Source organism: Klebsiella sp. 2019SCSN059, assembly GCF_021739525.1.
In the GTDB taxonomy this organism is placed as follows: domain Bacteria; phylum Pseudomonadota; class Gammaproteobacteria; order Enterobacterales; family Enterobacteriaceae; genus Klebsiella; species Klebsiella quasipneumoniae.
In genome coordinates, this window is record NZ_JAKKOM010000017.1 from 19,920 (window position 1) to 35,278 (window position 15,359).

Sequence of the window (15,359 nt, forward strand, 5' to 3'; positions counted from 1 at the left end):
AAATAAAACCGTCCTTGGCTCGTCAATTAAGCTAACGCTATGCTTCCTGAAGTTTTGTACAACGAAACAACACCGGTAAACGCGAACCTACCGCTATCACCACGGTTAGGCCACTGAATGGTAACATACTGCTTAGTTCCCATAGGGGCAGCAGGAACTCTGAATGAAAATATATTTGTATCAAAGTTTTTACCATCGTTACCTGAGTCAAAAGTCCATACAACGTCTTCATTAACTCGAATAGTAACGTTCTGTCTCCATGTTTGCTGAATAGAAACATCACCACTAAAGACCATAACCCTGTTAAATGGCATGCCGTCAATAGTTGCGATAGGATAACGAGTACCAGAACTTGTATTACCACTAGGTGGCCATGCTTTAGATACACGGTCAGTCATAGTGACGATATCGCCTTGAATATTCTCAGCGTAGATAGTTCCAAGAACAGTACAGTTTCTTTCAATTCTGACGTTGTTAAACACACCACCATTAGCATTGACTGTTCCGTTAAATACACCATCCTTCGCGTTAACTGTACCGTTAAATACGCCAGAATTAGCATGTACTTCACCTCTAACAACGACATTACTAAATTCAGAACCACCGTTCTTGTTGATTTTCCAACCCTGAGAACCAGGAACATAGTTATCTGATTGGATAAACCCTGTGATTTTTCCATTAGTAATGGAAGCATCTTTAATTTTGGCTGTATCAATCGCAGCATCTGCAATTTTAGCAGTACCAATAGAAGCATCTTTAATAACAGCGTTGTCAAGATAGACAGTTCTGGTAGTTGTATCTACAGAGAACACAGGTTTAGCTTTCGCTGCATCTTGTTCGGTAGGAACGATCATGAACTTATCAGCTGCAAATATTGCTTTAGAACCTTTAACTGGACCATCCTGAGCTAATAAAGTAAAGCCCGCATAAACACCATTAGCATCAACAGTCATTGCGTACTGAGAGTTAACTTGGTTAGTAACTTTATCAATCTCAGCTTTAGATTCAGAAGAAACACTGGCGATTTTATCACCAACACGAGCTTCAAGTTGTTCCATGCTAGTTGCGGAGTTCTTCTCATTAGTAGCTACTGTTTCACTTAAAGAAGAAATCGAAGCAGTGTTCTTACCAATCTCAGTTGTATTATCTTCGATGGAACTTTCCATCTTACTAAATCTCTGAGTATACGCTTCATCATTCGTAGTAACCGTTTCATTAAGTTCAGTGATTTTAGCGTTAGTACGTTTTTCAGACTCACCAATTTTTGTAGTGAAATTACTTTCCATTGAAGTTAACTTCTGATTAGTCTGCTCTTCAAAAGTCGTTTGGTTTTTCTCAATGGTAGTAATTTTACCGTTAATAGAAGTTTCAACACCGTCAATCTTTCCATTTATTTCAGTGGTGTTTTCAGCGATAGTCTGGTTAAGAGCTTTAGTAGATTCAGCAACTTGAGTATCGGTGTACTCACGAGCTGCTGTTATTTTAACTTGAGTTCTTGCTTCAGAGTCTTTGATAGCGCCATCAGTTCTATCATTAGATTTCCCTATTTCAGCATCAGTATAGTCATTAGATTTTTTAACTTCAGCATCGGCGTACTCTTTAGTTTTGACCTCAGAACGTTTAACTGTATCATCGGCGTATTTTTCAGCGTCTTTCTTAGCTTGTTCCGAAACGTTATTAGCATGTGTATTAGCGCTATCAAGCGTATCCTTGAGCTTTTCATTAAGACCAAGCATGTCTTCTATAGTGTCAATATCATCAGGCGTGAACGGGATTTCGTACTTAACGTCTAATATAGTAGGACTGGTCCATACCGCGTTATCAGAACCAAATACGTCATTCTGCGCAGCTTTTAAATACCAAGTACCTTCGCCGTTTTCACCTAACTCAAAGTTAAGAACATCATCTTTAGAAACGAATGAACGAACTTCTTTAGTGAACTCCTTATCGCGAGCAATCTGAACAGTAGTTTGCTCAAAATCAGGAACAGCAGAAGGTTTCCACTGAGTGAAAATCATACCTGAGTTAAGACTAATACCTGTACGAGCTACGAAGTTCTGAATTGCAGGATGCTGATTGTTCTTCGCCGTGATTTGAACCGGTTCAGACTTCATACCAGCATAACCAACAGCGATTACTTTGATGGTGATTTCACGAGACAGACCGTTCAACTGGTTCATTCTGAAATCATACGTGAAGTTAATGTTCTTAGTTCTGTACGAAACGGTCTTAGTACCAGTGATTTGGACTTCATAGTACTGGAACACTTCATCGAATGTTTGAGTAGTACCGTTAACGTTGAATTTCTGGTTACTCTGGTCATCCCAGGCGAATTCAAACTGAGTTGCCGTGGTAATATTAGTCCCAGCATCAGAGTTCACTAGACGCAATCCAGTGACCTTTGGAAGCTGGTAAGAAACAGCAGGGTTAGTGTTGTTCTGATAGACCCACTCTGAACGATACACAAGGCCAGTGGCACAAACACGGATATCGTACTTTTTGGTAATATCCATGTTCATTATCATGAAATAATTACCTGAAGTGAAACCAGCTTGAGTCCACTCATCAGTACCAGAAACAGCATACTGGACGTAGAAACCTGCTCGGTTAAAATCTTCTTCACTTTCCCATTGAACTTTAAAAGTACGTCCAATAGCAGTTTCAGCAACAGAAGTTACTTGCAGTTTTTTTGGTGCGATAAGTACCGAGGCATTTGGAATGTTTGAACCTGAATTATTCGGGTCTTTAGCATAATCTAGATCGGTATAGACCTTCGGATCGTACTCAGCAGCTGTGATAGTAATCAGTCCAGCAGCCCCCTTCTCTAACGAACGGTCAACTTGAAAAACACGCCATAACGAGTCTTGAAGTTGTAATTCAGGGAAATTAACTCTAATAACGTCCCATGCTTGAACTGTATAAGCATCGACAGTACTGAACACAATTTGATTTTTCAGCAGAGACTTATTGCGCTCGATTGATGCAATAACATCCAGTTGAGATTTCTGTTTAACGAAACGATAAGTAATATCTTTAGCAATAATTCGTTTGTCTTTTGCGATAGTTCCATCATTAACAGTATCAGATGGATAGCGCAATACTTGGTCTGAGTAATCAAGAGCAGGGTCTTGGTATGAAACGTTCAGCGTGTTGTAATAACCTTCTGAACCACCTGAGTTAAGAGTTACTGAACCAGCAGAGATATTATCTTCGTTGAAATCAAACTGTACTACATCAGGACCATCTATACGGCAGGTCATTCGGCCAAAGGACTCAAAAATAACACCCTGAAACGCAGCAGTCATTTGAGTAAGGTTTTCTTTAAACGTTGCGTTTGGATCGGTTGAACCATCGCTGTATAGATTGTTTCTTAATGAGTGGTCAGCACACGCTTTAAAACTCTCTGTATCAATCTTATCAAGAGGAATACCCAGACCGTAACGAGTGTTAGTTGCGTAATCAAGAAGTTGACTTGGACCATTTCTTGACGCTTCTCTATTACCGGTGTTTAGGTCTTGAATTAACAGACCATTAATATCAGCAGTTAACTGAGAATTAGGCTGGAGAATATCAGCTTGGTTTTGCAGGTCTTTATTACGTTTGCGCATAACAACACAAACTGCAGCAACGTTATTACCAGTTGCTGAGTCAGGCCAACCCGAGTTATTGATGTCTTTACCTAAGTACTTCTGAGCCAGTGTGAAAACATGTCCCTTAGGAGCACCAACAGACAATTCAACTTCAACAAATTTTCTATAATCTGGATGTATAGCCTGTTCGTTAAGAATACCACTCTGATAATTCCCATCAAGAACGATTTTCTTGTTATCTAGATACAAAGATTTAAATCCACCAATCTGTCCTTCACAAAGAGCGAAAATCTGAACAAGATAAGTTGTGTCTTTACCTACAGCTTTCCATACGTTAATACCACCTACTCGTTGTTGTCCGTAAACCACAGGAATAACCGTCTTTGGATCGGAAGTAGTACCTAACGCAGTAGCTGTATCAGTTGTGTTATATCTTGGAATGGTCTGGTTCATTGCCATATAAGACATGAGTCCAGAAATAGCGGCAGTAGCAAGACCTATACCAATAGCAAAGGCAATAGTCATACCAGCGGCATAAGCCGCGGCGCCAGCAGCTGCGCCAGCAATAATTGCACCTACAGCAACAACAGCCATATTAACTCCTATTAAAAACTAATTCGTATTGTTCGGGCTGTACATCAACTAACGTGTAATAATTTTCGTGCTCGACTAGAGCTTTATTGTTAAAGACCACTGTAGCGATGTAATAAACTCTTTTCTTGAGTTCTTTTTTAATTAAAAGTACTGAGCCGTCTTTTATCTGTTCAGAACGAATAAGATGTTTTTCACATGCCTGTAGAACGTTATGAAAACCAGTCAGTTCTTTACAGCATGAAAGACCCTCTTTAATCGACGTGTACTGTCCTTTTAATTTTGATAAGTAATTAGTTGAACAGAACGTATCAAGATAATCCGCAATAAGAATATTGCAATCATTCTGTCCAAACTGGTGTTGTTTACCGATATATCTATTAAGTAGATTTGTTAAGTCAGCTTGAAATTTAAACATTGTTCACCTCTGGTATTATTTAATACCGTTGGAAAACAAAAAAGGGACCCGAAGGTCCCTTTAAATTTTTTCACAGTTAAGCTTTAGGAGTAATAACACCAGACGCTACTGGACCACCGTCTACCGACAAAGTAAGTGCCAGAGAAGTAACTTCAGTTTCACCGCCACCGAAAGTAGCGTTACTCAAGAAGCCATTATAGACTTTACCAACACCAGTCGTTTTAGTTGCATCTAACCAATATACGATTTTGAACTGTCCACGTTTACCATCTTCAGCCAACTTATAAAGCTGGTCATGGATACTCTCAGGAATATAGTTTACAGTCAGGTCAATATCAGGTACAGAACCACGACCAGCCAGTTTACGACTATATTTGTGAGTATAGTTAGGAGCAGTAATTACTTCGCGTTCAATACCAGTCTGAGGAAATGCACCAGTTTCCGGGATTTCTACGAACTCATCAGAGTCGAATTGTGTGTTATCAACATTAGAGTTGTAGTAAACACTGACGTAAGAGCCAGCAAAGATATCAAATTTTTCAGCCATTTTTTATTTCCTTAAATTTAAGTACAGATGTATTTATTAAGCCGGTTTCCCGGCTTATTTCAGAGTATTAATTTGTTTTTGAAGTTCAAGAATAAGCTTCTGTTGTTCCTGAACGGTACTTACTAAGTCAGCGACAATAGCAGTCTGATCGATGTTTAAGATCTTGATTTTCTCGCCATCAATCGTTTGTTCATTACCTTGAAAGGTATAACCAGCATCAACTTTTTCAACCTGTTGAGCAATAAAGCCTCTGCGACGACGGGTTTCGCCCTTCATGTCAAACTCTACAGTTCCGAGCTTCATGATCCGCTCCAGAGCACCATCTTTTGCAGGAGTGATATTACTTTTCAGTCTGATATCAGAACCTGCAGTCTGAACAGCACCTGTAGGTGTATCAATGACGCCCCCAGCATTGAAAATCCATGCATCAGTTCGTTTATGCCCATCAAGATAGATAACCGCGCGATGAGAGGTACCAACCAACTCTTCAGAGTAGAAGTTAGCAACAAGCCCCCGAGCGTCTCCGTTACCGCCTCGTCCTTCTGTCATAGACTGTAATGGCGCACCTGTTATAAGTGTTCCATTAGGAGGATTCGTAGGAGCTATGTTTCGAGCCATCACAGCACCCCATGCATACATATGTTTTTTACACATAAATGCACCTTCAAGGGTTAGCTCCCCAGATGTGTTCTCAATAAGACGCGTCGTGTAATCTGAACTACTGTTATTGAAATGGAAATCAATATAAGGTGTACCCATTGATAATTCGATCGCCTGAGCACTAATTTTGCCATTATTAACAGTTAAGTCTTTACTCAGAACGACTTGTCCTTTAAGTCCAACAGTACCGTTAACATTTAAATCGCCAGTTACAGTACCACCTGCGGTTGCTAAACGGGTGTTAATCCGATCATCAACATATTTTTTGTTAGCAGCTTGGTTATTTTGTGTAGGAGCATCAGCAATTTGTACATACTTTGTAGTAGGAACAATGATACCACCGTTAGCATTAATAACGCTTGATACTGTCAAAGCCCTAGAAATTGTTGAATTTCCATAGACTGTTTGGTTTCCGTCAGCATCTACTTTAAACACATCGGTATAAGTTTCTGATCCTGGATTACTTATAGCAGTTGCTGAAGATTTAGAAACAACGAATGATTTTCCTGAAGCAAATGCCAATCTAGAACTTGACCCAGATTTTTTGACGAAGCCTAAATCAGAATCTTTACCCATCAGAATAAAACTGTTATCGTTAGTATTCTTTATATTTTGAGAAACGATTAAACTTCTACTTAACGTGGCTTCACCATTTACTTGTAAATTTCCAGAAGCGGTCAGCGCGCCACCAATTACAACGTTTCCATTTGGCTCAAAACGGGTTTCACCTGTAGAGGAATCAGGAGTTCCTGCTCTAACGTGGATGTTTTGACCACTAGCAGAACCTAAAACAACCGCGCCACCTTCATTAGCTCGTAATACGCCAGTCGCAGAAGTAGAACCAAGGTTCAATCTTCCAACTAATCTAGCATTTCCGTTCACAGTTAAATCGTTGGTAACTAAATTGCCGAATGATACTGTTTGTCCTTCGCCAACACCAAGGTTATTACGGGCAGCAGCTACAGAAGTTGCTCCAGTACCACCTAAATTAATAGGTTGAACGCCAGATACAACTTCTTGCCATGCAGTCCATGAACCGTTTTGGGCGTAGCGAACATATGTGCCAACAGTAGTGTTATTCTTTGTAGTAAAGGTCTGCTTACATGTCCAATCAGTATCAGAAACTTTACGCAAAGACAGAACTTCGAGAACAAAGTTGCCATCAGATGTAGGTTTATTCGTTATCTTAGAACCACCGCCAGAAGAGATGCATTTGTATAATTGACGAGTACCTAAACCGGTTTTTTTAATAACTAGATCATTAAGATCAATAGTCTTATCAGAAATATCAATTGCTTCTTCAGCACCACGATATGTCTGATTAAAAACCAAATCCCCTTCTACATCAAGACCATCAGGTTTAACTCGGATGTACTTGGTAGGAGATGGAGTAGCAACTGCATCTTGATAACCAAATTGTACGTATCCTTCAGGAGTAATTTTAAGCATTGCTACGGCAGCGCCATCGCCAACTTTACGTGCAAGAGTCAATCTGCTGTACTTGTCTGAGTTCTCTGAACCCAAATCAACAAATGTCCCATTAGGATTTTCGACTTTTAGGTTAGCGTTAATAGTCAAGTTACCGGTCATAGTATCGCCGGTTTTACTTACTTGCTTATTATCGCCAGTAACGATGCTAGTCTTAATTGCATTCAAATAGGTGTTAAGATTACCACCAAACATTGAACCCGAGGTAATATTTCCGTCTTTGGTTAGCATTGCTGCTCCACCAACTTTAACTGCTACAGGAACATCAAATCGGCCATCAGAACGGAAACTAAAATCACCAGCAGAAGTACCTCCAGTAGTTTTTGCACGAATATTAATCTGGCCGAGATCTGAAGTATTTGGAGTTGCCCAAATTACACCGCGTTCATTGGCGTTTGTTCTAAACCATACATGAGCGTTTCCGCTTCCTGCATTAACATACACTGATGCCGTTCCCGGTCCAGAAGCGTGAAAATTAGGAGCAGTTAAATCTCCGGTCATAGTATCACCGGCTTTCCTAACTTGAGCATCGTTTGTTAGATTACCAAGTCCGACATCATCCTTAGAAGGTTTATTAGCAGTACCGTAGAGCATGTTATGGTTTACTTTGCCGGCGTTAAGATTACTATCATTAATAGCGAATACTCTAACGTTACCAGTTGCGTAATCTATATTAAGCGCAGACATGGTGTCTCCAGCTCTAGAATAAAAACCGGAACCATGCGAGAAAAATCCTGGGCCTGTCCAAACTGGTTTTCCATCTACAGTTTTAACGTTAGCTCTAAATGTTGTACCACCAATAGCTTTAAGGCGAGTCATTAAATCGACATCAGACGTAATATCTACTATTGATTTTCCGACACCACCAATACCAAAGGCACCAACTTCCATTACGTTTCCGCTAGATTCACCAACATCACGTACAGCAGCAGTTCTAAGACCTAAATTATTTCGGGCGTCTCCTGCAGTAGTAGCGCCTGTACCACCGTTAGATATAGGAGTAACTCCATTAGAAAATTCTTGAGATACTAACCAAGGCCCCCAATTCATTTTAGGAGCGGTTGTTGTTCCTGTTCCTGCTCCATAGCGAACGTACGTTTTACTTGCATCGCCACTAATAAAAGTTTGCTTATTTTTATAGTCTACACCGTTTGCGGCGCGAAGACTTTCAACACGAAGTACAAAGTTTCCTTTACCAGCCGGTACATCGGTAATATTATTACCACCAGCCATTGATGCACAGAACCATGTCCTTACAGTACCAATGTCTTCACTGTTCCCAATGAATAAGTCATTAACAGAACCGTTCCAACCACCTAAATCAACCCCAACTTCTGAACCTCTATAACCGCCTTTAAGTTCAGTTATATTGTCATCAATATAATCTTGAGTAACTACACGCCCGTTAGCAGCTTGGTTATCATTAGGTCCCCAGTGTAGAGTGCCATCAGAGTCAATACCAAGTTTTCGGTTAATGACAGTTGAACCGCCTGTTAATTTAAATCCTATGTTGAGGTTCTTATCTGTGTTGCGGGTTAACATAATAGGAGTATGTTGAGATCCAGACACAGAAAGTCCATTTACTGCAGGGTCAGAATTACCCGATGTATTAATTACTAACGGACCTGTCATTACATCACCAGCTTTCTTAACAGCAGCTTTATCCGTAGAAGAGATCTCACCCTTAATTGAGTTCAGATAATTATCTAAGTTGCCACCGAATTTAGAACCACCAGTAATATTGCCGTCAGTACCTAGTTTAGCATTTCCAGCTTGCACTCCAGTATTTGACTTGATAGTACCTGTTGCAGTAACAGTTTTAGCTGGCATATCTGCGCCGGCACCAGTGAACTGAACAACTTGCCCTGCGGCATTTTTAGAAAATATGGCCTTATCGGCCATATTAAGAGCTACAGAACCAATTTCTATCTGCGCAGCAGTAGGAACGCGGCCAGCTGTCTCGGTTCGTTTAAACCGAATAAATTTAATTTCATTTGCCATTTTATTTCCTTAGTATGTTCCAAAATCTATTTCAACACCTACGTTTATTTTTTTATTTAATCCATTATCAACGTAGTCTTTTCGTGTTAAATCAGATACACTTGTGGGCTGGGCCACCGAAGTAAAAACATTAGCAGTAATACGTTGGTTCTGAGCTGTTATATTTCCTGCGTTATCGATCTTAACTTCGTTCATTCCAGAAGCGTTACTATCAATTCCCTTTCCACCAGTACGGAATATCAGTACACTTTTACCACCAACAACCATTGTGTCATTGTTAGTACCGCCAACACGTAATCCGCACAGTTTTTCAGAACCCATAGCTAAAGTCGGAGCAGATGAATTAATCTGTAAGTTTCCGGTAAAAGTACCACCAGATTTCTTAGATACGAAATCATTATCATCAGCTTGCGGTTTGTCTGTTTCGGAATATACCTTTATCCATTTGGATGCTTCAACAGAACCATCAGATTTAAGTTTCTTATTACGAATTCTGATCGCTGGCGCACCGACCGTCTGACCGATGATTTCCCATCCAAGATTATTAGGATGTTGAATTGCCATTGCAGAAGTATCAGAACCGAATGGGTTCTGAGAGTGTGATGCATCGACAGTAATCCATCTATTGCCAGTCAATAGCCCGAGGTCTTTAACTCCAGGAATATCTTCAGTACCTGCACCTACGCCGTAATCACCCTCACGTATAATTTCTCCAACTTTCGCAAATCCTTGGAAAATCCTTCCTGTAGGACTTAGTGTATAATGGTTAGTAACTACAGAGTCTGAACTTCCAGAGGTAGTTTTCTTCTTAACGTATGCGTCGAAAATGTGATAAAGGCCGTTCTGAGAATTTTCACCGTGCTCAGTGTCTATCACGTACAGATTACGAAACCGTAATGGGTAATTACCTTCAATGGCTGAGTTTAATTCAACTACTAAAGGGTCATCAGGTACATTAAAAATGCTCAACTGAGTGTCTTTAGCAATGATATCTCCAGAGAGTTTGACAACATACTCATCACGATATTCTTCCATACTTTGTACTTCTGGACTTAGAGAAACCTCCGGGAAAGCTGCTAAATTTTTTGTTTCAATATACCCAGGATCAAAATAGCTTGGGTTTTCTGTTGAAGTATCTTTATTAATTGCAACTCTAACGTATGAACCAACGAAAATATCTGGTTTGTCTGTAGCCATTTTAGTTCCTTATGATGTACTGGATTGTTATTGAAACTTGTGCTTGGATATGGCCGTTAGAAGACTCTGTGTTATAGCTTGTGAATGAACTAGCAGGAAACATTCTGTCAATTTTGAACTTGAGTAATTTAGGATGCACTGGACTAACTTTAATTAAGTTAAAAACAGCCTCGTGAACACCAGTTTCGTTATTTTCCGAAAAAACATCGATCGTTAAGTTCATTTCAGCAGCAAGACCACGAGAATTTAACTGCGGACGAGTATATTCTTCAGTCCATCCACTAATCATGACCTGTACTTCTTTCTTAACACCTGTAGTGAATGCATCTTGTACGTACTTCAGATTTAATTCATTAACTATAATTTCTTCAAAGGCACGTTTAATACCTAGTGACGGCATATTAGTCATATTTAGATACCCTTCCTTCTTCTGATTGGAAAGACAGATAAGCATCAACAAGACCTGAACCGTCATTGACAATATAAGCGATTCTGTACATGGTATTATCAAGCTCAACAATATCGTCTTGTTTGTACTTCTGATCGATAGTTACGTATAAAGTCTCTGATACTTCTCCATCAGAGTTAGTAATTTCTCTTTCAACTATCGCGAGTTCTGGTTCGTCGTTAATTTTAACTGGATGTCCGAACCGTTTTAAAAATTCTTTTTTCTGCTTATTGGTATATGGAAATAACATATAACCTCCTCTATATGGTGTATTTATCAACGGTTCAGAAACAAAAAAGGGCTCCCGAAGGAGCCCGTGTTTTATTACTTATTACTTAGCAGCTTTAGCTTCAGCCGGAGTACCTTTTTCGTACAGGAACAGACGGTCATCTGCACAGACTTTCCAGTCGATATCAGCCCATACGCGAGGAACGATAGCACCACGATTACGATAAGTAGTATCGTCCAGGTCAAGAGCCAGACCTTCCCATTCTGCAACGGTAACAGCAGAGAAATCACCAGCGATTACTTGTCCGTCTTTAACCAGACCAGAACCGATAACGCCATGACCACCGATACGGTTTTCATCATCGATGATATAACCGGAAACACCAGCATCACGCAGAGTGGTTTTCAAATCACCTTCAAGCGCAGCGTGCATCAGATATTTGAATGCAGCCATATCAACGCCATTGCCTTTAGCTTTAGCAGCTTCAACAACGAACTCTTTATAGGTCATACCCATTTTCTGAGCTACCAGCTGAGCGATGATGCTTTCTGGAGCTTTGGCATCAGTTACAGAACCGAACATCAGACCTTCCAGCTTAGCGCGAGAATGTTTAACGATATGGTCAGAAATGAATGCACCCAGATTAGGCATGGTCAGCAGAGCCTGACGAGAAATCGGGTTACCACCAGTAAAGGTTTTCGGCATGAACTGAATGTTGGTGAACGAGCTTTCACCTTCCGGGCTTTCACCGTTTTCATCAACGAAGCCGAATGCATCAACAGAACTCTTAGTCTGTTTCGGAACAGAAATCGGAGTAGTCAGGCCAGTCAGGAAATTAACACCCAGCTGATCGGCTACAGTGCCTTTTAACAGCATTTCAACGAAAGAGTCATAACGCTGAACAGTTTCTTGGATAGCAGAAACACTCGGAACGGTGTTGATAGCACGAGAATTCTGAGCCAGAGCATTAACGGGCAGATAGATACCGGTGCTTACGTTCTGACCACGAGCCAGACGTTTACGAGTCATTTCCTGAGTATATTCAGCAGCAGCGCCGCGAACAGCTTTACCAGACATCATGGAGCGAACAGCGTCGCCTAAATCAAAACGATTTTCGAGAGTTTCTTTATTATCTTTGCGCATATTACGAATTACCGCCGGAGCTTTATTAGGTTTAATAGAACGTTTGAACTGACGAGCGGTCATTCCACGAGCCAGAGCTTTAGCAACTTGTTTCTGAGGAACTTTATAGCGTTCTGCTACTTCGAGAATTTCTTCGGTTTCTTCTTCTCGTTCTTCTTTAGAAAGTTCATCTTGAGCAGGAACTGGAGCCGGACTATCATCAGTTGCATTAACAGCAGAATCACCAGCTTGTTCAGCTTCAATTTTGTCTTCTTCAAGAATTTCTTCACGCTTAGCGCGAGCTTCATCAGTTAGAGCTTCAATATCTTCAACAGACATATCTGCTAAATCTTCAATAGTCATTTCAACGATGTCTTCAACAGACATTTCTTCGTAACGTTTCATTCGGGAGTTTCCTTTATTTGAATTTGAAATTTTTACAGCAGAAGCTGTGTCAGATGTATTTATTAACCGTCCAAGTCCAACTTTGTCGTCAGCAGGAACAGTTACGAAAGAGATTTCATACGGAGCCCAATGAGTAACAATAAGGTCATCACCTTTGAGTTCGTATTCGTTAATGTCATAACCGAAAGAGATTTTACTAATTGTCCCTTCGTCGACTTTTGCTTGTACTTCTTGAGCTAATTGGCCATGCTTACTAAATTTAACCACTGCACGACCAACACGGTCTGCATCAATTCGGACAGAACCAGGAATAACAATACCCAGATGGTTATCAAAATTATGGTTAAACAAAAGTGCTGCACCGTTATTAATTCGAGTCAGGTCTGCATTTTCTGGACCATCGTGGACAAGAATTTCATTAACTGTAACAGGCTGACCATACTCATCTTGAATTTGACGTTCTACAGGAGTTTCAGAACTAAAAGCGATTTCATAAGTACCGTCTTCAGATGCTTGAATTTCCTGGACCGTATATTCTCGCTTGAGCTTTAACATAGTTGGTCCTTTGAATGAAAAGAGCAACCGAAGTTGCTCGGTATGTTTATATTTATTACGCTTACTCGTCAGTGCTTGAATCAGAATTAATCTCAGCTACTTCTACTTGAGCACCAGCAGTAACCTCAGCAGGAGCTTTAGCGATATCGATTTGATTTGCGTGTTTAGGAACATAACGAGAACGTTCTTGTTCAATCTGAGCAAATACCAATTCAGGGTCTTCACCACGACTAATAATTACGTCAGACGCAGATTTAAAACCATTATCAACATCAAGCTGGTCTTTCTGAGTATCTTTAAGCGGGTCAATGCTTTCCCATTTTGGATATGTCCAGATAGTCTGACGAAGAATGCTTGGAATATTCGTCATCTTAACTTGGATAGTCTCATTGAGAATTGCCCACGCTAACCAACGTTCGTAGATAACTTCAAAGACTTGTTCTTTTAAATTCTGTTGAACAGTCTTAAACATCTTACGTTGAGCTTGATCGCCAAATCGTGCCGCAGAGTAGTTGATATTAGCTGTATCGCCTTTCCATCCTTGCTTATAGAAGCCATAACCCATAGCAAGTTGGTCCTCTAATCGATCGGTAAAGCTAATGAAATCATCACCACCTTGAGTTGCGCTGAACTGTTTAATATCGTGACCAGCAGGAAGTTTATGGATAGTACCAGACTCAAAGTCTTGAATAACATCAGGTTGTTCACCATCATGCTCTTTTTCTTCAAGTCCAAGGTCGATATCTTCTTGACCATCTTTATCCTGAGTAATAAAACCCATAGAACTAGCAGCAGCACGTTTCTGTACTAAAGTCGCGTGACTGAACGCATCGTATTGGTTCATTGTTGCGATGATTGCAACAGCTTCAGGAATACCGCGTCGTTGGTCTGGGAATAACTCTCTGTAGTAATGGATAATATCTTCAGCAGGTACTGAATATGAACCACCCTTTTCTGTCTGAGTCATTTTATCGATATCAGTAAACCAATATCTAATCGGAGCATCATCTTCGTCATATTCGATACCATCGAGAATATAGCCATCTTCAGTTTTTTCTCTATCACCGAATTTACAGCGAGCAGCTTCAATTATTTCAATACGAAGTGAGTCAACTTCTTCGTGAATGCGAATAAACGTTTCACCATCTACTACACGAGCTCGTTCAACTAGCTCCTGGAAACGGCGCCAGTTCAATCGTTTGTTTCTACTGAATCGTTTAGGAGAACTAGCCCAGTACTCAAAACTATCAGCAATAAGACTGTTCAAGTCTTTTTTAGGACGACCATCGCGATCAATGATACGTGGTTGCGGATTAATACCTTCACCAATTACGTTATCAACCTGATACTGTACAGCTCGTTTACCGTAAGGAGTATTAATTGACAGCGTGCGAGACATCGCCCTCAGATTATCTCCTGAAGAACGAATTTCGTTGTTAATAGTTGCTGTACGAATTAGGTTTTCTTCAAAATCACCACTTAAACGGTCAATACGTGGACCAAGTTGGCGAGTATCAAGACCTTTTTCAAACGATTTTGAATTATCAATGACCAATTTAGGTGATTTTCTTACTTTCTTAACAGTAGTTTTCTTTCTGGAGAATAATTTCATGCGTTTCTAAACCTTGCCTTGATTGTTAAAATAGGAGACTTCCCTTTAGCGAGGTCTTCTGACTTAATGATATTCGCCAGATTAGCTACTAATTTCTTACGGGTGTTCATCAAAGCTTCAAGAGTTTCATATACGAAAGATTTTCCGTTAATACTCATCTGTTGAATTGCTTCTTCATTATTAGTCAGGCGATACTGTATAACTTTATCAAGGTCATTAATCATTTCTCGCAGTTGTTCTTTTTTAGTCTTCCCAATAAACGGTGATTTAACTTTAATTAACTCATTAGAAATTAACTGACCGTCATTAAGTACAACAACAGAGAATGTACCTTCTGTGAAATCAGTAGTTTCTACCCGGATATTCTCCGGGCATTGTTTTTGTTCGAACAGAACAAGTTCTTTAGAACCTATCTGAACAGAAGCGTTGGTAGGATTAGTTAATTCGAGTAATTCACCGATGAAAATTTCTTTAATCATAAAAATTCCTCATCCGG

At 40.0% G+C, this 15,359-nt stretch carries 10 protein-coding genes; all 10 read right to left on the reverse strand.

What is annotated here, in order from left to right; translation table 11 throughout:
- Window positions 1-26: 26 nt before the first annotated feature.
- Window positions 27-4,184 (reverse strand): phage tail tip fiber protein, encoded by a 4,158-nt coding sequence (locus tag L2I46_RS17470; RefSeq protein ID WP_236948072.1) that lies wholly within the window; start codon window positions 4,182-4,184, stop codon window positions 27-29.
- A 1-nt stretch (window position 4,185) separates the two neighbouring features.
- Complete coding sequence (locus L2I46_RS29765; protein ID WP_442910096.1) at window positions 4,186-4,599, reverse strand: DUF6950 family protein; 414 nt, start codon at window positions 4,597-4,599, stop codon at window positions 4,186-4,188.
- Between the two features lie 76 nt (window positions 4,600-4,675).
- Window positions 4,676-5,146 (reverse strand): hypothetical protein, encoded by a 471-nt coding sequence (locus L2I46_RS17475; RefSeq protein WP_236948073.1) that lies wholly within the window; start codon window positions 5,144-5,146, stop codon window positions 4,676-4,678.
- A 54-nt stretch (window positions 5,147-5,200) separates the two neighbouring features.
- Window positions 5,201-9,295 carry a tail fiber domain-containing protein gene (locus tag L2I46_RS17480; protein ID WP_236948074.1) on the reverse strand — a complete coding sequence of 1,365 codons (4,095 nt, stop codon included), beginning with the start codon at window positions 9,293-9,295 and terminating at the stop codon, window positions 5,201-5,203.
- A 9-nt stretch (window positions 9,296-9,304) separates the two neighbouring features.
- Window positions 9,305-10,492: a hypothetical protein gene (locus L2I46_RS17485; protein WP_236948075.1), complete on the reverse strand. Its 1,188-nt coding sequence runs from the start codon at window positions 10,490-10,492 to the stop codon at window positions 9,305-9,307.
- Window position 10,493: 1 nt separating this feature from the next.
- Window positions 10,494-10,901, reverse strand: coding sequence for a hypothetical protein (locus tag L2I46_RS17490; protein WP_134914121.1), 408 nt, complete (start codon window positions 10,899-10,901; stop codon window positions 10,494-10,496).
- Entirely contained in the window at window positions 10,894-11,190 is a 297-nt protein-coding gene (locus tag L2I46_RS17495; protein WP_117264067.1) for a hypothetical protein, read from the reverse strand. Before L2I46_RS17495 ends, L2I46_RS17490 begins: the two co-directional genes overlap by 8 nt.
- Window positions 11,191-11,271: 81 nt before the next feature.
- Window positions 11,272-13,251: an HK97 family phage prohead protease gene (locus L2I46_RS17500; protein WP_236948076.1), complete on the reverse strand. Its 1,980-nt coding sequence runs from the start codon at window positions 13,249-13,251 to the stop codon at window positions 11,272-11,274.
- A gap of 61 nt (window positions 13,252-13,312) precedes the next feature.
- Window positions 13,313-14,863 (reverse strand): phage portal protein, encoded by a 1,551-nt coding sequence (locus tag L2I46_RS17505; RefSeq protein WP_110244157.1) that lies wholly within the window; start codon window positions 14,861-14,863, stop codon window positions 13,313-13,315.
- A complete protein-coding gene (locus tag L2I46_RS17510) occupies window positions 14,860-15,342 on the reverse strand; it encodes a hypothetical protein (protein ID WP_136342811.1) in 483 nt (160 codons plus the stop codon). Before L2I46_RS17510 ends, L2I46_RS17505 begins: the two co-directional genes overlap by 4 nt.
- Between the last annotated feature and the right edge of the window lie 17 nt (window positions 15,343-15,359).

Bases quoted from the DNA above. Each gene is read 5' to 3' on its own strand.
- L2I46_RS17485 (WP_236948075.1), bottom strand. From the start codon at position 10,492: ATGGCTACAGACAAACCAGATATTTTCGTTGGTTCATACGTTAGAGTT.
- L2I46_RS17505 (WP_110244157.1), bottom strand. From the start codon at position 14,863: ATGAAATTATTCTCCAGAAAGAAAACTACTGTTAAGAAAGTAAGAAAA.
- L2I46_RS17475 (WP_236948073.1), bottom strand. From the start codon at position 5,146: ATGGCTGAAAAATTTGATATCTTTGCTGGCTCTTACGTCAGTGTTTAC.
- L2I46_RS17480 (WP_236948074.1), bottom strand. From the start codon at position 9,295: ATGGCAAATGAAATTAAATTTATTCGGTTTAAACGAACCGAGACAGCT.
- L2I46_RS17495 (WP_117264067.1), bottom strand. From the start codon at position 11,190: ATGTTATTTCCATATACCAATAAGCAGAAAAAAGAATTTTTAAAACGG.
- L2I46_RS17510 (WP_136342811.1), bottom strand. From the start codon at position 15,342: ATGATTAAAGAAATTTTCATCGGTGAATTACTCGAATTAACTAATCCT.
- L2I46_RS17500 (WP_236948076.1), bottom strand. From the start codon at position 13,251: ATGTTAAAGCTCAAGCGAGAATATACGGTCCAGGAAATTCAAGCATCT.
- L2I46_RS17490 (WP_134914121.1), bottom strand. From the start codon at position 10,901: ATGACTAATATGCCGTCACTAGGTATTAAACGTGCCTTTGAAGAAATT.
- L2I46_RS29765 (WP_442910096.1), bottom strand. From the start codon at position 4,599: ATGTTTAAATTTCAAGCTGACTTAACAAATCTACTTAATAGATATATC.
- L2I46_RS17470 (WP_236948072.1), bottom strand. From the start codon at position 4,184: ATGGCTGTTGTTGCTGTAGGTGCAATTATTGCTGGCGCAGCTGCTGGC.